Annotated in this window: 16 protein-coding genes; 11 read left to right on the top strand and 5 right to left on the bottom strand. The window is 65.2% G+C overall.

The window, feature by feature from the left end:
• Positions 1-130 precede the first annotated feature (130 nt).
• A complete protein-coding gene (locus IC66_RS0127590; RefSeq protein ID WP_028139265.1) occupies positions 131-1,321 on the top strand; it encodes a YbfB/YjiJ family MFS transporter in 1,191 nt (396 codons plus the stop codon).
• A 109-nt stretch (positions 1,322-1,430) separates the two neighbouring features.
• On the opposite strand, the gene IC66_RS0127585 is transcribed toward IC66_RS0127590, so the two are convergent.
• The 4 genes from IC66_RS0127585 to IC66_RS0127570 form a co-directional block, all read right to left on the bottom strand.
• Positions 1,431-2,213: a molybdopterin-binding protein gene (locus tag IC66_RS0127585; RefSeq protein ID WP_038949832.1), complete on the bottom strand. Its 783-nt coding sequence runs from the start codon at positions 2,211-2,213 to the stop codon at positions 1,431-1,433.
• Positions 2,214-2,223: 10 nt separating this feature from the next.
• Complete coding sequence (locus tag IC66_RS0127580) at positions 2,224-2,853, bottom strand: cytochrome b/b6 domain-containing protein (RefSeq protein ID WP_028139267.1); 630 nt, start codon at positions 2,851-2,853, stop codon at positions 2,224-2,226.
• A gap of 183 nt (positions 2,854-3,036) precedes the next feature.
• Complete coding sequence (locus IC66_RS0127575) at positions 3,037-3,591, bottom strand: fasciclin domain-containing protein (protein WP_028139268.1); 555 nt, start codon at positions 3,589-3,591, stop codon at positions 3,037-3,039.
• A gap of 387 nt (positions 3,592-3,978) precedes the next feature.
• Positions 3,979-4,740 carry an SDR family oxidoreductase gene (locus IC66_RS0127570; protein WP_028139269.1) on the bottom strand — a complete coding sequence of 254 codons (762 nt, stop codon included), beginning with the start codon at positions 4,738-4,740 and terminating at the stop codon, positions 3,979-3,981.
• An 85-nt stretch (positions 4,741-4,825) separates the two neighbouring features.
• On the opposite strand from IC66_RS0127570, the gene IC66_RS0127565 reads away from it, so the two are divergent.
• Complete coding sequence (locus tag IC66_RS0127565) at positions 4,826-6,355, top strand: malonate--CoA ligase (RefSeq protein ID WP_028139270.1); 1,530 nt, start codon at positions 4,826-4,828, stop codon at positions 6,353-6,355.
• Positions 6,356-6,508: 153 nt separating this feature from the next.
• Here IC66_RS0127565 and IC66_RS0127560 read toward each other — a convergent pair whose 3' ends face one another.
• Positions 6,509-7,369 carry a sulfite exporter TauE/SafE family protein gene (locus IC66_RS0127560; protein WP_028139271.1) on the bottom strand — a complete coding sequence of 287 codons (861 nt, stop codon included), beginning with the start codon at positions 7,367-7,369 and terminating at the stop codon, positions 6,509-6,511.
• Between the two features lie 519 nt (positions 7,370-7,888).
• Between IC66_RS0127560 and sdhC the strand changes: the two genes are divergently transcribed.
• From sdhC to IC66_RS48465, 9 genes are all read left to right on the top strand, one after another.
• Positions 7,889-8,287, top strand: a complete 399-nt coding sequence (gene sdhC, locus IC66_RS0127555) for a succinate dehydrogenase, cytochrome b556 subunit (protein ID WP_018318928.1) — start codon at positions 7,889-7,891, stop codon at positions 8,285-8,287.
• Positions 8,284-8,688, top strand: a complete 405-nt coding sequence (sdhD, locus tag IC66_RS0127550) for a succinate dehydrogenase, hydrophobic membrane anchor protein (RefSeq protein ID WP_028139272.1) — start codon at positions 8,284-8,286, stop codon at positions 8,686-8,688. Before sdhC ends, sdhD begins: the two co-directional genes overlap by 4 nt.
• A gap of 3 nt (positions 8,689-8,691) precedes the next feature.
• On the top strand, positions 8,692-10,542 hold the full coding sequence (sdhA, locus tag IC66_RS0127545; protein WP_028139273.1) for a succinate dehydrogenase flavoprotein subunit: 1,851 nt from the start codon (positions 8,692-8,694) through the stop codon (positions 10,540-10,542).
• A 107-nt stretch (positions 10,543-10,649) separates the two neighbouring features.
• A complete protein-coding gene (locus IC66_RS0127540; protein WP_028139274.1) occupies positions 10,650-11,432 on the top strand; it encodes a succinate dehydrogenase iron-sulfur subunit in 783 nt (260 codons plus the stop codon).
• Between the two features lie 188 nt (positions 11,433-11,620).
• Positions 11,621-13,849, top strand: coding sequence for a hybrid sensor histidine kinase/response regulator (locus tag IC66_RS0127535; RefSeq protein ID WP_038949831.1), 2,229 nt, complete (start codon positions 11,621-11,623; stop codon positions 13,847-13,849).
• 53 nt (positions 13,850-13,902) lie between these two features.
• Positions 13,903-15,858 carry an ABC transporter ATP-binding protein/permease gene (locus IC66_RS0127530; RefSeq protein WP_038949830.1) on the top strand — a complete coding sequence of 652 codons (1,956 nt, stop codon included), beginning with the start codon at positions 13,903-13,905 and terminating at the stop codon, positions 15,856-15,858.
• A gap of 163 nt (positions 15,859-16,021) precedes the next feature.
• Positions 16,022-16,846 (top strand): FkbM family methyltransferase, encoded by an 825-nt coding sequence (locus IC66_RS0127525; RefSeq protein ID WP_028139277.1) that lies wholly within the window; start codon positions 16,022-16,024, stop codon positions 16,844-16,846.
• 20 nt (positions 16,847-16,866) lie between these two features.
• Positions 16,867-17,253, top strand: coding sequence for a VOC family protein (locus IC66_RS0127520; protein ID WP_018318935.1), 387 nt, complete (start codon positions 16,867-16,869; stop codon positions 17,251-17,253).
• A gap of 84 nt (positions 17,254-17,337) precedes the next feature.
• Positions 17,338-17,580, top strand: coding sequence for a hypothetical protein (locus IC66_RS48465; protein WP_026202099.1), 243 nt, complete (start codon positions 17,338-17,340; stop codon positions 17,578-17,580).
• Positions 17,581-17,888: the final 308 nt, after the last annotated feature.

Here is a 17,888-nt window from a genome sequence, read left to right as displayed (position 1 = left end):
CGCGTGCGCCCCGGAATGACGGCCGGCCGGAGTGCTAGAGCGGCGTTGCGCGCTTGGCAAGACACCATTGCCGGGGTGCGGCTGTGCAAGGCGGACGGAGCGTGCCACACTGGGTAGGCCGGAGAACCCCTTGCACGCCCCTGACCGCGTCCTGCCCTACGCGCATCCCGCGCGGCTGATCCTGACCCTGTCGCTGGCGGCCACCGTCGGGCTCGGCATCGGCCGCTTTGCCTATGCGCTGGTGCTGCCCGACATGCGGGAGACCCTCGGCTGGTCCTATTCGGCCGCCGGATTCATGAACACCATCAACGCCGTCGGCTATCTCGTGGGCGCGCTGGTGGCGTCGCGCCTCATCCAGCGCGTCGGCTGGGCGGCCGCGATCCGCGGCGGAACCCTGGCCTGCGTCGCCGCGCTCGCCATTTGCGCGCTGACGGGGAATTTCGTCGCGCTGAGCCTGGCGCGCCTCGTGCTGGGTCTCGGCGCCGCGGCCGGCTTCGTCGCCGGCGGCGCGCTCGCTGCGACCATCGCCCAGTCGCGCCCGGAGCGGGCCAATTTCCTGCTCAGCCTGTTCTATGCCGGACCCGGCATCGGCATTCTGTCCTCGGGGCTGATCGCTCCGTTCACGCTGCAATATTTCGGGCCGGGCTCGTGGTGGATGGTGTGGTGGGCGCTGACACTGCTCTCGGCCGCGATGACCGCGCCGCTGTTCCTGATCCGCATCGAAAGCGGGGCGCGTTTCTCGGAAGGCAGCCACGCCGCCTTCGCGATTCGTCCTGTGCTGATCTACCTCGCGGGCTACTTCCTGTTCGGCGCCGGCTACATCGCCTACATGACCTTCATGATCGCCTATGTGCGCGACGGCGGCGGCGGGGCCGCAGCGCAGGCGGCGTTCTGGGGCCTGATCGGCCTGTCCGCCTTCGTCACACCCTGGGCCTGGCGCGGCGTGCTGGCGCTCGACCGCGGCGGATTGGCCACCGCCATCATCCTCGGCACCAACGCGCTGGGTGCGGCCCTGCCGATGCTCGGGCATTCGCCGGCGTGGCTCGCGGTCTCCGCGGTGGTGTTCGGCGTCGCTTTCTTCGCCGTGGTCGGCTCGACCACCGCCTTCGTGCGCTTCAACTATCCGCCGGCGATGTGGCCGACCGCGATCGCGGCGATGACGATCTCGTTCGGCGTCGGGCAAACGCTGGGGCCGATCGTGGTCGGCGCCATCACGGACGCGCTGGGGAGTTTGAGCTACGCGCTGAATGTATCGGCGGCGCTGCTGGCGTTGGGGGCGGCCGCGGCGCTGTGTCAGCGGAAAGTGGGGCCAGCCAGGTAGACGGTGCCGTAGGGTGAGCAAAGGCGCAAGAGCGCTGTGCCCACGGTTTTATTCATGATGGATGGAATGGTGGGCACGCTTGCGCTTTGCCCACACTACGGCAGCGCGCCTAGCTCCCACTAAACGAATTATACCCCTGGTCTTCCCAATAGCCGCCCTTGTAGTCGTTGGTGACTTCCATCGAGACCACGTATTTCGGGTTCTTGAAGCCGAGTTTTGTCGGCACGCGGATCTTCATGGGGAAGCCGTAGGCGCGCGGCAGGATTTCATTCGCGTATTTGAACGTCATCTGGGTCTGCGGATGCAGCGCGCTGCGCATGTCCAAGGGCGAATTGTAGCCGTCCTTGTCGGCGCACTGGAACCAGACGTATTTCGCGCTTGTGTCGGCGCCGATCAGCTTGAGGAAATCGCGCAAGGGCGTGCCGGTCCAGCTGCCGATCGCGCTCCAGCCCTCGACGCAGATATGGCGGGTGATTTGCGTGACTTGCGGCAACTTGTAGAGCTCGTCCAGCGTCCACGACTTCTTGTTGTCGACGAGGCCGCGAACCTCGAGCTTCCAGTCGGCGCCAGCGACGTCAGGCGCGTCGTCGAGATCGTAATAGGCGTTGAACGGGAACGGTTTCGTGATCGCGCTCTCGGGGAAGGTCGGCGCCAGTGCGTCGGGGTTGAAGATGAAGGCCTGCACGGCATCGTTGAATTTCGAGACCTGCTTCAGCATCTCCTCGGCCGAGGACGAGTCGATCACATCGCAGCCGGTGAGCAGCGTCAGCGCGCCGAGGCTGGCGCCGCCCGCAATGAAGCGGCGGCGCGTGACGTCGGGCATGGTCTTGATGGAGTCCTTGATCAAGAGCCGCTTGTCGACGCCGGGGATCAGGAATGAACGCTTGGCCATGCTCTCCTCCTCAGCGGCCGATGATCATGGCGCGCAGGCTCTTAGGCACGAGCAGCGCGAGCAGGACGTGAACGACGAGGAACGCGCAGATCGCGGCCATGCAGAAGAAATGGATGTAGCGCGCGGTCGGGTAGTCGCCGAACAGCGCGACGAGATAATAGAGCTGCACGGGCTTCCACATCCCTAAGCCCGTGAGCACGATCAGCACGCCGACCACGATGATGCCGGCATAGAGCAGGCGCTGCACGTAATTGTAGACGGTGAGGTCATCGTGGCCGAGCTTGAAGGTCAGCGCTGCCCTGACGTCATGGAGCACGCCTGACGGGGTGATCGGAAACAGTTTCTTGCGGAAACGGCCGGTGGCAAAGCCCGTGACGAGATAGGCGAGGCCGTTGATCATCAACAGCCACATCGCAGCAAAGTGCCAGAGCAGGCCGCCGCCGAGCCATCCGCCGAGCGTGTACTCGCGCGGAAAGCTGAAGCCGAACAGCGGCGAGGCGTTGTAGATCTGCCAGCCCGACAGGATCATCAGGATCATGGCGAGGGCATTGACCCAGTGCATGATGCGGACCCAGGCCGGCTGGATCACTTTGGCCGGGGCGGCGCTGACCTGCTCGTCGGTGACTGTGAGGCTCGACATGGTGGTTCCGTCCTGAACGTCGTGTGACACCGATTATACGCCGATGCGCCCGCTTTCGTTACGCCCTGTCCGCCATCGAATCGATAGCGTCGGGCTATGGCGGTCACAATAAAGCGAGCCGGGTGCCCCCGGCTCGCCGTTTCGTCGCATCCTGCTTGCGGGATGAAACAGGAGCCCGCGGTGTTACGTCGCCGGCATCAGCACGGTGTCGACCACATGGATGACGCCGTTGGACTGGTTGACGTTGGAGATCGTGACCATCGAGGTGCCGCCCTTGGCATCGACGATCCAGGTCTTGCCGTCCATCTTCTTGACCGTCAGCTCCTCGCCTTCGGCGGTCTTCAGCTTCTTGCCCTCGGTGAGGTCGGAGGCCTCGAGCTTGCCGGGCACGACATGGTAGGTGAGGATCTTGGTCAGCGTCGCCTTGTTCTCGGGCTTGACCAGATTGTCGACGGTGCCGGCCGGCAGCTTGCCGAAGGCGGCGTTGGTCGGGGCAAACACCGTGAACGGACCCTTGCCTTCCAGCGTCGGCACCAGGCCGGCCGCCTTCACCGCCGCGACCAGCGTGGTGTGGTCCTTCGAGTTGACCGCGTTCTGGACGATGTTCTTGGACGGGAACATCGCGGCACCGCCGACCATGACGGTCTTCTCCTCGGCGCGGACAGGCGCGACGACGGTCGCGGTGATGGCCAGGGCGCTGAAGGCGGCGGCGGCGAGATAGGCAATGCGCTTCGACATGGAAAGTCTCCCGATTGAATTGTAACCGGCGATGGCCGGTCTTGCGTTGGGGCAACAACGGCGGCTGCGACCTGTTGGCGTGAAGCAGCAGCGCCGTCGTTGGACCGAACTACGGGAGGGTTGGCGAAGTGGTTTCGGGGAAAAATTCTTTGTGATGCGTGAAACTATGTGGGGGGACGTTCGTGTGATGCACGAACGATCCGCCCACTCCGCTGTCGTCCCGGACAAGCGAAGCGCCGATCCGGGACCCATAGCCACAGGGAGTGGTTTGGCGAAGACTCGGAGTTACCGTCTCGCGCGACGTCTTCTCCCTGTGGTTATGGGTCCCGGGTTCGCGACGTTGTCGCGCCCCGGGACGACAGCGGAGATTGACGCGCGCGCTGCGCCTCAATCCCTGTTGTTCGGCGTCTGGATGAATCCGCGATTATGCGTCGGGCTGATCAGCACCTCGTTGATGCAGACCCTGGCCGGCATGCTCGCGATGAAGGCGATGGTGCGGCCGAGATCTTCGGATTGCAGCATCCTGGCCTGCTCGTCCTCGCTCGGCACCACCGGGCGCAGCTTGAGGATCGGCGTCGCCACCTCGCCCGGCATCAGGCAGCAGGCGCGCAGGCCGTTGACGCATTCGTCCATGTTGAAGGAATGGGTCAGTGCCAGCACCGCATGCTTGGTCGTGGTGTAGGCCGGGCCCGGCATCTTCGAGACGTGGCGGCCGGCCCAGGACGAGACGTTGATGATCGCGCCATCCTGCTGCTTGCGCATCGTCGGCAGCACCGCGCGCATGCAATAGAGCACGCCGTTGAGATTGACCTGGACCAACTTGTCCCAGCCCTCCAGTTCCATGTCCTTCCAGCTGCGCTTGGGAACATTGATGCCGGCGTTATTGACCAGGAGGTCGATGCGGCCGTGCCTGGCGACGATCTGATCGGCGGCTTTCTGGGCTTCCGCAGCGTTGGCCACGTCCAGCGCGATGGCCTCGGCCGCCCCGCCCGCCTTGGCGATTTTGGCAACCACGGTATCCAGGGCGTCCTTGCGCCGGCCCGAGACCACCACGGTCCAACCGTCGGCCGCCAGCGCCTCGGCGCCGGCCTCGCCGATCCCACTGCCGCCGCCCGTGACCCAGGCCACGCGTTTCCCAGCTTTTGTCATGCAAACTGTCTCCGTTGCTTCATTGGGGCGGTTTTTGCTAATCCAGCCCTCGGTTTGACCGGCCTTCGCCGGCGAGGAATGTTGCATGAACCCAGCTGCCAACGCCAACCTGTTCTCCCGCCTGTTCGACGGCCTGGACGATCCGAAGCGCCTCGCGATCGAGACGCATGACGGCGGCCATATCAGCTATGGCGAGCTGATCGCGCGGGCGGGGCAGATGGCGAATGTGCTGGTCGCGCGCGGCGTGAAGCCGGGCGACCGCGTCGCGGTGCAGGTCGAGAAATCCGTCGCCAATATCGTGCTGTATCTCGGCACGGTACGGGCCGGCGCGGTCTATCTTCCGCTCAACACCGCCTATACGCTGAACGAGCTCGACTACTTCATCGGCGATGCCGAGCCGTCGCTGGTGGTCTGCGATCCCTCCAAGGCCGAAGGCCTCGCCCCGATCGCCGCCAAGGTGGAGGCCGGGGTCGAGACGCTCGGAGCTGACGGCAAGGGCTCGCTGACCGAGGCCGCCGACAAGGCGAGCAGCGAATTCACGACTGTCGCGCGGGCGAACGACGATCTCGCCGCCATCCTCTACACCTCGGGCACCACGGGCCGCTCCAAGGGCGCGATGCTGACGCATGATAATCTGGCGTCGAACTCGCTCTCGCTCGTCGGCTACTGGCGCTTCACCGACAAGGACGTGCTGATCCACGCGCTGCCGATCTATCATACGCACGGCCTGTTCGTGGCGACCAACGTGACACTGTTCGCCCGGGCGTCGATGATCTTCCTGCCGAAGCTCGATCCGGATTTGATGATCAAGCTGATGGCGCGCGCCACAGTATTGATGGGCGTGCCGACTTTCTACACGCGCCTCCTGCAGAATTCTGCGCTGTCGCGCGACACCACGAAGCACATGCGGCTGTTCATCTCGGGCTCGGCGCCGCTGCTGGCGGAGACCCATCGCGAATGGTCGGCGCGCACGGGGCACGCCGTGCTCGAGCGCTACGGCATGACCGAGACCAACATGAACACGTCGAACCCCTATGACGGCGAGCGCGTGCCCGGCGCGGTCGGCTTCCCTCTCCCCGGCGTCTCCGTGCGCGTCACCGAACCCGAGACGGGCAAGGAGCTGCCGCGCGAGGAGATCGGCATGATCGAGGTCAAGGGACCGAACGTCTTCAAGGGCTATTGGCGCATGCCGGAGAAGACCAAGTCCGAATTCCGCGACGACGGCTTCTTCATCACCGGCGACCTCGGCAAGATCGACGGCAAGGGCTACGTCCACATCCTCGGCCGCGGCAAGGATCTCGTGATCTCCGGCGGCTTCAACGTCTATCCGAAAGAGATCGAGAGCGAGATCGACGCCATGCCCGGCGTGATCGAATCCGCCGTGATCGGCGTGCCGCATGCCGATTTCGGCGAGGGCGTCACGGCGGTGCTGGTCTGCAACAAGGGCGCCGACGTCACTGAAGCCGCCGTGCTGAACGCGCTGGACGGACGGATCGCAAAGTTCAAGATGCCCAAGCGCGTCTTCGTGGTCGACGAGCTGCCGCGCAACACCATGGGCAAGGTGCAGAAGAACGTCTTGCGGGATACGTACAAGGATATCTACGCGAAGAAATAGGGCTGGCGTTCGCCGTCCTTGCGGATGAAGCCGTAGGGTGGGTTAGCCGAAGGCGTAACCCACCTCTTTGCGTTCCGCGGCGGCAGAAGCGGTGGGTTACGCTTCGCTAACCCACCCTACGACGCTGCGCTCGAATGACGGTGGACGCGGCGACTACAGCCCGCCCACCAGGCTCAGCACAAACCGGCTGCCGACGATCAACAGATAACACCCGAACGCCACTTCCAGCGTCCGCTTCGACATCGCATGTGCAGCTCTCACGCCGAGCGGCGCGGTGACGAGGCTCATCGGCATCACGAGCACGGCTCCGATCAGCGAGACGTAACCGAGCGCGAACGGGATCTGCAGCGCTGCGACGGCCGGATAGTTCGCCGCCGCCGGCCAGCCCGCATAAATGTAGCCGAGCGCGCCGGGGATCGAGATCAGCACCGCGAGTGCGGATGACGTCGCGACCGCCTGATGGATGGGACGGCCGTAGAACGTCATCAGCAGGTTCGAGAACAGGCCGCCGCCGATGCCCATCAGGGTCGAGAGAATGCCGACGCAGAAGCCGTAGGCGCGCATCAGCGGGCCCTTCGGCAGATCGTCGCCCAACTTCCAGCCTTCGCGCGCGAAGATGAGGCGCGCCGCCGCGGAATAGGCGACGCAGACGAACACGATCTTGAACAGCCGCTCCGGCGCATAGCGCGCGATGACGCTGCCGGCGACGACGCCGACCACGATCGGCAGCCACCAGACCCTGAGGATAGCCATGTCGACGGCGCCGCGCTTGTAATGCGCCTGGAACGAACGGATCGAGGTCGGGATGATCACCGCGAGCGAGGTGCCGATGCAGAGCGGCATGCGCACCTCCAGCGGCACGCCGGCGATACGGAAGCATTCGTAGAACACTGGCACGAGAATCGCGCCGCCGCCGATACCGAACACGCCGGCCAAAAATCCCGAAAGCGCCCCGGTTGCGATCAGCAACAGTGCGAGCTCGACGATGTCCTTGATATCAAGACCTGCAATCACCCCTGACCTGCCCCGGCGACTGGTCGCAACCTCTTCGGACGTCGGTCGGAGACGGCTGCGGTCCCAGCTTTAGGCGATCCGGGTTGCCCGGTCGACGCACCGGACGTCCCGGCTGGGGTGGAATGCGGGCTGCGCATATCCACGGTTTTCAGCGAAGCCGGGCCAGCGTGCGGCCAGCCGAGTCGCCCTGGGCCCTGGGGAGGCGGCTACGGCCGACACCGACCGATTGGTGCGAGCGGAGAGCAGCGGACGTTGGGTTAGAGGCGTTCCAATAGCGATTTCAATGCGCCTCGCGCAGGCTACGAAGCAATGAATTTGAGTTCTCAGTTTGGTTGGCGGACCGATGCTCTGGTATACCAAGCCCCTGATTGGCCTTGCTTCATCAAGGCTCTAGAGCTGAACCATCGTTCGATTTATGGCAATTTGGAGATTGCACAGGCCAAATCGACTCCGTAAATAGAGCCGACCTTTCCGATCCCCGCGCGCCCCCTGCTGGGCCGCCATAAAACATCAAAGCCCATGACCGCACGGATCGAACGACCCCTCTCGCCGCACATGCAAGTGTACCGCTGGACGCTGACGATGGCTCTGTCCATCATCCATCGCGCCACCGGGATTGCCCTCTATTTCGGAACCCTGCTGCTGGTCTGGTGGCTGGTTGCCGCGGCTTCCGGCCCGGCCGCTTACGCGCACGTCCAGGCCTTCGCCGGCAGCATCATCGGGCGGCTGATCGTGTTCGGATACACTTGGGCGCTGATGCACCATATGCTCAGCGGCATCCGGCATTTCGTGTGGGACCTCGGCTACGGCTTCAAGGCCAATGAGCGGGAAGCGCTGACCTGGGGTGCCCTGATCGGCGGCATCGCGCTGACGGTGCTGATCTGGATCATCGCCTATGCGAACGGAGGTGGACGATGAGCGCATCCGATACGCCGAAGCGCAGCCTGCGGACCCCGCTCGGCCGCGTCCGCAATCTCGGTGCCGCGCATTCCGGCACATCCGATTTCTGGCGACAGCGCGTCACCGGCGTCGCCATGACGCTGCTGATGATCCCGGCGCTGGTGATCATCGTGATGCTGCTCGGCCGCAACCAAGTCTACGCTGCGCAGACCCTGAGCTCCATTCCCGTCGCGGTGATCCTGCTCCTCTTCATCTTCGCCAGCGCCTGGCACATGAAGATCGGCATGCAGGTGGTGATCGAGGACTACGTCCATAACGAGAAGCTGAAGCTCGTCTCGATCATGCTCAACAATTTCTTCTCGGTCGCCGTGGCGCTCGCCTCGACCTACGCGATCCTGAAACTGTCCTCCGGAGTGTAACCCATGGCTACGGGAACATCGGCCACCACAACGAATGGCACGGGCAACGGCGCTCCCGCCACCAACGGCAAAGCCTATCCGATCGAAGACCACACCTATGACGTCGTCGTGGTCGGCGCCGGCGGCGCGGGCCTGCGCGCCGTGGTCGGCTGCAGCGAAGCCGGCCTCCGCACGGCCTGCATCACCAAGGTATTTCCGACCCGTTCGCACACGGTGGCGGCGCAGGGCGGCATCTCCGCCTCGCTCGGCAACATGCACAAGGACGACTGGCGCTGGCACATGTACGACACCGTGAAGGGGTCGGACTGGCTCGGCGACCAGGACGCGATCGAATACATGGTGCGCAACGCGCCCGAGGCGGTCTACGAACTCGAGCATTGGGGCGTGCCGTTCTCGCGCACCGAGGACGGCAAGATCTACCAGCGTCCGTTCGGCGGCATGACCATGGACTACGGCAAGGGCCAGGCGCAGCGCACCTGCGCCGCCGCCGACCGCACCGGCCACGCCATGCTGCACACGATGTACGGCCAGTCGCTGCGCCACGCGGCCGAGTTCTTCATTGAGTTCTTCGCCATCGACCTGATCATGGACGATCAGGGCACCTGCCGCGGCGTCATCGCGCTCAAGCTCGACGACGGCACGCTGCACCGCTTCCGCGCCCAGACCGTGATCCTCGCGACCGGCGGCTACGGCCGCGCCTATGCCTCCTGCACCTCGGCCCACACCTGCACCGGTGACGGCGGCGGCATGGTGCTGCGCGCCGGCTTGCCGATGCAGGACATGGAGTTCGTGCAGTTCCACCCGACCGGCATCTACGGCTCGGGCTGTCTCGTCACCGAGGGCGCGCGCGGCGAAGGCGGCTATCTCGTCAACTCCGAGGGCGAGCGCTTCATGGAGCGCTACGCGCCGTCGGCCAAGGATCTCGCTTCGCGCGACGTCGTCTCGCGCGCGATGACCATCGAGATCCGCGAGGGCCGCGGCGTCGGCAAGAAGAAGGACCACATCTTCCTGCATCTGGACCATCTCGATCCCGCGGTGCTGGCCGAGCGGCTGCCGGGCATCTCCGAATCCGCAAAGATCTTCGCCAATGTCGACGTGACGCGCGAGCCGATCCCGATCGTGCCGACGGTGCACTACAACATGGGCGGCATCCCCACCAACTATCACGGCGAAGTCCTGACCAAGAAGGACGGCGACGACAACGCCATCATCCCCGGCCTGATGGCGATCGGTGAGGCCGCCTGCGTCTCCGTGCACGGCGCCAACCGCCTCGGCTCCAACTCGCTGATCGACCTCGTCGTGTTCGGCCGCGCCGCAGCGCTCCGCCTCGCCGAGAAGCTGACGCCCAATGCCAAGCAGCCGGAGCTGCCGGCGAACTCGTCCGAGCTCGCGCTCGGCCGCCTCGACCATTACCGCTACGCCTCCGGCGGCACGCCGACCGCAAAGCTGCGCGAAGGCATGCAGCACGTGATGCAGAGCAATTGCGCGGTGTTCCGCACCGGCGAAGTCCTGAGCGAGGGCCAGAACTTGATCGAGAAAGTCCATAGCGGCATCACCGACATCGCCGTGTCCGACCGCTCGCTGGTGTGGAATTCGGACCTCGTCGAGACGCTCGAATTCGACAATCTGATCTCGCAGGCGGTGGTGACGATGAACTCGGCCGCCAATCGCACCGAGAGCCGCGGCGCGCATGCGCGCGAGGACTTCTCCGAGCGCGACGACAAGAACTGGATGAAGCACACGCTGGCCTGGCTGGACGATGCCGGCAAGGTCAAGATCGAGTACCGCCCGGTTCACGACTACACCATGACCAACGACGTGCAGTACATCCCGCCGAAAGCGCGTGTGTACTGAGCGAACATTAGCCGTCATTCCGGGATGGTCCGAAGGACCAGCCCCGGAATCTCGAGATTCCGGGTTCGATGCTGCGCATCGCCCCGGAATGACGAAAGGTTAGAGCAATGGTTGAATTCGCACTTCCGAAGAACTCCAAGATTTCCGGCGGCAAGACCTGGCCGAAGCCCGCGGGCGCGACCGAGACCCGCGAGTTTCGCGTGTACCGCTGGAATCCGGACGACGGCAAGAATCCGAGCGTCGACACCTATTACGTCGACACCAATGATTGCGGTCCGATGGTGCTGGACGGCCTGATCTGGATCAAGAATCACATCGACCCGTCGCTGACCTTCCGCCGCTCCTGCCGCGAAGGCGTCTGCGGCTCCTGCGCCATGAACATCGACGGCCAGAACACGCTGGCCTGCACCCGCTCGATGCACGACGTGAAGGACGGCGCGGTGAAGATAAATCCGCTGCCGCACCAGCCGGTGGTGAAGGACCTCGTCCCCGACCTCACCAACTTCTACGCCCAGTACGCATCGGTCGAGCCGTGGCTGAAGACCACCTCGCCGACGCCGCAGAAGGAATGGCGCCAGACCCACGAGGATCGCGAGAAGCTCGACGGCCTCTACGAGTGCATCCTGTGCGCCTGCTGCTCGACCTCGTGCCCGAGCTATTGGTGGAACAGCGAACGTTATCTCGGTCCCGCCGCGCTGCTCCAGGCCAATCGCTGGGTGTCCGATTCGCGCGACGAGGCGACCGGCGAGCGGCTCGACAATCTCGAGGATCCGTTCCGCCTCTACCGCTGCCACACCATCATGAATTGCGCCAAGGCCTGCCCGAAGGGACTGAACCCGGCCGAAGCCATCGCCGAGCTGAAGCTCAAGATGGTCGAGCGCCAGATCTAAAGGCGCGGTTCATGCTTCGTGTCCCGGCCAGTCCGGCCGGGACATTCCGAGATCGCGGTCAATTCGAGTAGAATTTTCTCCGACCCGTTGTGCGCGTAAGTTCCACGCGCACAACCAGCGGTTCCGGCACAAGTTGCTTCCTTCCCCGCGCGAGATTCAGTTAAGCTCCCGTCAAGGACGGAGCGACTGTGCAGAGGGCGCAACGCAATTCGCTGAGGCTGTTGCAGTGGATGATGGCGGCATCCCTGGCGCTGCCGGTTGCGCTGTTCGTCATCACCTCCGCGATCTCCTACACCTCGACCAGGGACATTGCCGACCGGGAGATCGAGCGCACGCTCGACGTCGTACATGAGCACGCGCTCAAGGTGTTCGAGACCATCGATCGCAGCCTGGCCGAGCTCAACGAGGTCGTGCGCGGCCTTCCCGACGACGTCATCCGCGCGCGCGAGCCGGCGCTACACCGCCGCCTAAGGCGGCTGACCGATTCACTGCCGCAGCTCAAATCGGCCTGGATCTTCGACGCGGACGGCAAAGCGCTGGTCAACAGCCTCGCCTCGCCGCCGCCGGAGCTCCGCTTTGCAGACCGCGACTATTTCTACGCTCACGTCGACCAGACCATCGGCAGCTTCATCGGCACGGCCCTGACGCCCCGTCCGCCCTATCAGGGCGCGCGCTTCTTCGGGGTGAGCCGCCGCCGCGACTCCGACGACGGCAGCTTCATCGGCGTGATCCAGGCCTCCGTCCTGCCCGAATATTTCGAGAGTTTTTATGCGCGGATCGGTTCCGATGCCGGCAGCTTCTTCACGATGGGACGCACGGACGGCGTGCTGTTGGCGCATTTCCCGCGGCTCGACCGCGACCTTCGGCTGGATCCGACCGGACCGGTCGGCCGGGAAATCGCGGCCCACCCTGAGCACGGCCTCATCACGGTCGCCTGGCCGTCGGACGGGATCGAGCGCCGCATTGGCTACCGGCGCATCGCCGAATATCCGATCTATGTCAGCGCCGGGCTCGAGACCTCGGCGATCCGCGCGCGCTGGCTCGCCACAATGGGCCAGCATCTGGTGTTCGGCATTCCCGCCACCGCACTTCTGTTTCTGCTGTTGGCGCTGGCATTGCGGCGCACGCAGCACCTTCAGGCCGAAGCCGCCAAGCGGCGTGAGGCCGAGGAGGCACTCAAGCACAGCCAGCGCCTGGAGGCGCTCGGACAGCTCACCGGCGGCGTCGCGCATGATTTCAACAATCTGCTGACGGTGATCCGCGCCTCGGTCGACCTGTTGAACCGGCCGCAACTGACGGAGGAGCGGCGGCAGCGCTACATCACGGCCATTGCGGACGCAGTGGCGCGCGCGGCCAAGCTGACCTCGCAGCTGCTCGCCTTTGCGCGGCGTCAGACCCTGAAGCCGGAAGTGTTCGACGTCGGCGAGCGGATGCAGGCGCTGCACGACATGCTGGCGCCGCTGCTGGGGCCGGCCATCGAGATCACCATGCGCCTGCCCACCGAGCCCTGCCTCGTCCACGCCGATGCCGGCCAGTTCGAGACGGCGCTGATCAACATGGCGACCAACGCGCGCGATGCCATGCAGGGCAAGGGCAGGATCGTTTTCACGGTCGAGGCCGCGGCGGCCGTTCCGGACACGCTGGCCCATGCCCCGGGCAGCCAGACCTTGGTAAACCAGAACTTGGGAAGCCAGAGCTTGGGAAGCCAGAGCTTGGGAAGCCAGAGCTTGGCAAACCAGAACTTGGCAAACCGTGGCTTCATCAGCGTGACCGTCAGCGACACCGGAGTCGGCATTCCTGCCGCCCGGCTGGAACGCATCTTCGAGCCGTTCTTCACCACCAAGCAGGTCGGCCACGGCACCGGCCTCGGCCTGTCCCAGGTGTTCGGCTTTGCCCGGCAATCCGGGGGCGAGGTGACGGTTAGGAGCGAGGTCGGTCACGGCAGCACCTTCTCGCTCTACCTGCCGCGCGTGCCGGCGGACCTGCTGCCGCAGCGGCAGGCGCCGAACACGGCGCCGGCGGTGGCCGGCAGCGGCATGTCGGTGCTGCTGGTCGAGGACAATATCGAGCTTGCCAATTTCGCCGCCGACGGCCTCACCGAGCTCGGCTACAGCATCACGCTGGTCGACAACGCCACCGATGCACTCGCCGAGCTCGACATGGACGCGGATCGTTTCGATGTCGTGTTCTCGGACGTCGTCATGCCGGGAATGACCGGGCTCGATCTGGCGCAGGCCATCTGCCAACGGGGCATCGGCGTGCCGGTCGTGCTGACCACGGGCTACAGCCAGGCGCTGGCGCAGGATGGCGCTGCCGGCTTCGATCTGGTGCAAAAGCCGTACTCGATCGAGGAATTGTCGCGAATTCTACATCGGGCGGCCCGGATCCGGCGCGTCCGCGACGGCGCCGCCGAGTAAAGGCGCCTCGGGAACCTCGGGGAACCGGTTGATTTGGCTTGCGTTATCCGATCATGCAAAAGCCGGCTGGAAAACGCGAGCAGGACAGGAAGCCCCCCATCGTCGACATCGCCGGCGAGAACGGCGACAAGGTCGCACCGCCTCCCCCGGAATTGCTCGAGCCTGACCCGGAGCTGTCACCTGAAGAGGTCGAGCAGGCCCGCAAGGATTATCTGCTGACACGGTTCTGGATCAGCGCGCGCGGCTTCTGGGGACAGGGCGGCGATCGCCTCGCTTGGCCGTTCTCGATCGGCCTCGGCCTGCTGATCGTCCTGGCCGTCGCTTTCCAGTACGGCATCAACGTCTGGAATCGCGCGATCTTCAACGCCATCGAGAAGCGCGACGCGGCGAGCGTCTTCCATCTCACCGCAATGTTCTTTCCGCTTGCGATCGGCAGCATCGTGCTCGGCGTCATCCAGGTGTTCGCGCGCATGGGCATCCAGCGGCGTTGGCGGGCCTGGCTCACGGCGAGCGTGCTGACGCGGTGGCTCGCGAACGGGCGCTACTACCAGCTCAACCTCGTCAAGGGTGACCACGAGAATCCGGAATACCGGATTGCCGAGGATCTGCGCATCGCGACCGATTCGCCGGTCGATTTCCTCGCCGGCGTCACCTCGGCGCTGCTGTCGGCCGCGACCTTCATCATCGTGCTCTGGACCATCGGCGGCGCGCTCACCGTCACGTTCGGCGGCTCGACGCTCACCATTCCCGGCTTCCTCGTGATCGCCGCGATGCTCTATGCCGCGATCGCCTCGGGCTCCATCCTGGTGATCGGCCGGCGCTTCGTGCAGGTCTCCGAGGACAAGAACCAGGCCGAAGCCGATTTCCGCTACACGCTGACGCGCGTGCGCGAGAACGGCGAGAGCATCGCACTGCTGGGCGGCGAGGAGGAAGAGCGCGACGGCATCGACCGCAACTTCGCCGGCGTGCTCCGGCAATGGGCGCGGCTCGCCGGTCAGCACATGCGCACCACGTTGGTGTCGCAGGGCTCGAGCCTGGTTGCGCCGGTCGTGCCGCTTTTGCTCTGCGCGCCAAAATTCCTCGACGGCAGCATGACGCTGGGACAGGTGATGCAGGCGGCCTCCGCCTTCACCATCGTGCAGAGCGCGTTCGGCTGGCTGGTCGACAATTATCCGCGGCTTGCCGACTGGAACGCCTGCGCGCGCCGCATCGCCTCGCTGATGATGTCGCTCGACGGACTCGAACGCGCCGAGCAGGGCGACGGTTTTGGCCGCATCAAGCGCGGCGAGACCAGCAACGACGCCATCCTGGAGATGAAGGATCTGTCGGTCTCGCTCGACGACGGCACGGCCGTGGTCGGCGAGACCGAGGTGGTGATCGAGTCGGGCGAACGGCTGCTGGTCGCCGGCGAATCCGGGACCGGCAAGAGTACGCTGGTGCGCGCCATCGCAGGCCTGTGGCCCTGGGGCGGCGGCAGCGTCAATTTTCACAGGGATCGCCGACTGTTCATGCTGCCGCAGCGGCCCTATGTGCCCTCCGGATCACTGCGCCGCGCGGTCGCCTATCCCGGTGCGGCCGAGGACTGGACCCTGGAGGAGATCGGTGACGTCCTGCATAAGGTCGGCCTCGACCATCTCAAGGAAAAGATCGAGGAGGAAAGCCCCTGGGACCAGACGCTATCCGGCGGCGAGAAGCAGCGCCTCGCCTTTGCGCGGCTGTTGCTGCACAAGCCCGACATCATCGTGCTCGACGAGGCGACCTCGGCGCTCGACGAGAAGAGCCAGGACAGGATGATGAAGATGGTCACCGACGCGCTGCCGAAGGCGACCATCGTCAGCGTCGCGCATCGCGCCGAGCTGGAAGCCTTCCACAGCCGCAAGATCGTGCTGGAGCGCCGCAAGGGCGGCGCCAAGCTCGTCAGCGACATCGACCTCATCCCACGCAAGGGCAAGCGCAGGCTGCTCGGGCGATTTCTGCGGCAGCGCAAGGCACCGAAGAAAGCTGCGTGATCTCGTAGCCCGGATGGAGCGCAGCGCAATCCGGGAAGGCCCATCAGCGCGGTGAGAATCCCGGATTTCGCAGCGCTCCATCCGGGCTACGGACCTCTCGTGAAGATTGGAGTCCCACGCAAAACCGGCTATGCATGCGCCGCTTGCAACGAGGACCGCCTGCTTGACGACTGACAACGCCCCTTCGTCCGCGCCGTTCGGCGCGTTTGCGCCCAATGCGGCGCAGGCTGCGATCATTCGCCTCGCACAGCAGTCGGGGCTGAAGCGCGGCGCGTTCCGGCCCTGGATGTCGCGGCTGGTCAACCTGCTGCGCGGTGGCCCGGTCGACGTGCAATATCAGGGCGCATCGTTCCGCTTCTATCACCAGGGCAGCGCGACAGAGCGCGGCGCGCTGTTCAATCCCGATTATAATCTCGACGAGCTCGACTTCCTGCGCCAGCATACCCCGGCGGGCGGCACCTTCCTCGACGTCGGCGCCAATGTCGGCACGTTTGCGCTGGTGATGGCGCGGCAGGTCGGCACCACAGGCAAGGTGGTCGCGATCGAGCCGCATCCCATGACGTTCGCGCGGCTCTCGTTCAACCACGGCGCGTCGAAGACGGCGCAAGTGCGCCTGGTGCAGGCTGCCGCCGGCGACAGCGACGGCGAGCTGATGATCGAGAGCGGCGGCGGTAATCTTGGCGCCACTCACGTCGTCACCGGCACGGCGAGCGCCGAGGCGATCAAGGTGCCGTCGCTGCGGCTGACACGCATTCTCGACGAGGCCGGCGTCACGCAAATTGATTCGCTGAAGATCGACGTCGAGGGTTTTGAGGACCGCGTGCTGATCGGCTTCTTCCGCGATGCGCCGCCCTCGCTATGGCCGCGCGCGGTCGTCATCGAGCATCTGTCACAAAACGAATGGCAGCAGGATTGTATTGCCGACATGGTCGCGCGCGGATTTGCGATCATGCGCAAGACGCGAAGCAATACGTTCCTCTCACGCTGACAAGGACGAAGGAGGTTACGATGATCGACCATCTGGGTTTCTCCGTTTCCGACTATGAGCGCGCCAAGGCGTTCTACGCCAAGGCGCTGGCTCCGCTCGGCTACGGCCTGATCATGGAGGTCACGGCGGAGCAGACCGGCCACGCTGCCGCCGCCGGCTTCGGCGCCAACGGCAAGCCGGATTTCTGGATCGGCGGCGAAGGCGCCATGAACAAGCCAGTGCATGTCGCGATCGCGGCCAGGGACCGCGCCACCGTCGACGCGTTCTACAAGGCGGCCATCGCGGCCGGCGGACGCGACAACGGCCCGCCCGGCATCCGCCCGCATTACCATGCGAATTACTACGGCGCCTTCGTGCTCGACCCTGATGGCCACAACATCGAGGCCGTCTGCCACGCGCCGGAATAAGGCAGATCCAGCGCGGCGCGATGAGGGAACATCGGCGCGGCATCATCGTTGTCCTTCCCCGGACAACTGATCCCGATGATGCCGATGCCGATCGAACCGCCCGAGATTCCGCCGGCAACACCGGGGACTCCAGCCGAACCGCCACCCGGAATTCCGCCGGGCAATCCGCAGCCTGAAATCACGCCGCCGGTGCGCGAGCCCGGCTCGCCACCGCGGCCTGACGAATTGCCGGGCCGCATGCCTGAAGAGATTCCATCGCGCGGGCCGAACGGGCCGCTGACGCCGAATCCTGCGACGGATGCAATTCCGCCGCGGGATCGCGCATGAAGTGGCCGATCACATGTGGGGCAATTGCAACCAGCGTCTGAATGCGCAATGAACGTTGCCGGAGTGACGCGATTTCCGTGCAGAAATAAATCGGGCCGCGACCGCATCGCCCGCCACAATCCGGCCTAACGCGTAGCTGTTCATCCCAACACTTCGTCAAAGAACCTTCCGGGGAAGTTCACCACCATGACCAATCTTCGTTTCGTGCTGCTCGCGACGACGGCTCTGACCGCGATGCAATTCGCAAGCTCCGCATCGCAAGCACAAAGTGCGCCGCCGCTCGTGGTCGCGCAGGCGCAGCCTCAAGA

It is taken from the genome of Bradyrhizobium genomosp. III (genome assembly GCF_000261705.1).
Taxonomy (GTDB): domain Bacteria; phylum Pseudomonadota; class Alphaproteobacteria; order Rhizobiales; family Xanthobacteraceae; genus Bradyrhizobium; species Bradyrhizobium ottawaense.
Note: the sequence above shows the minus strand (reverse complement) of the source record. Positions and strands in the feature narration are given on the sequence as shown.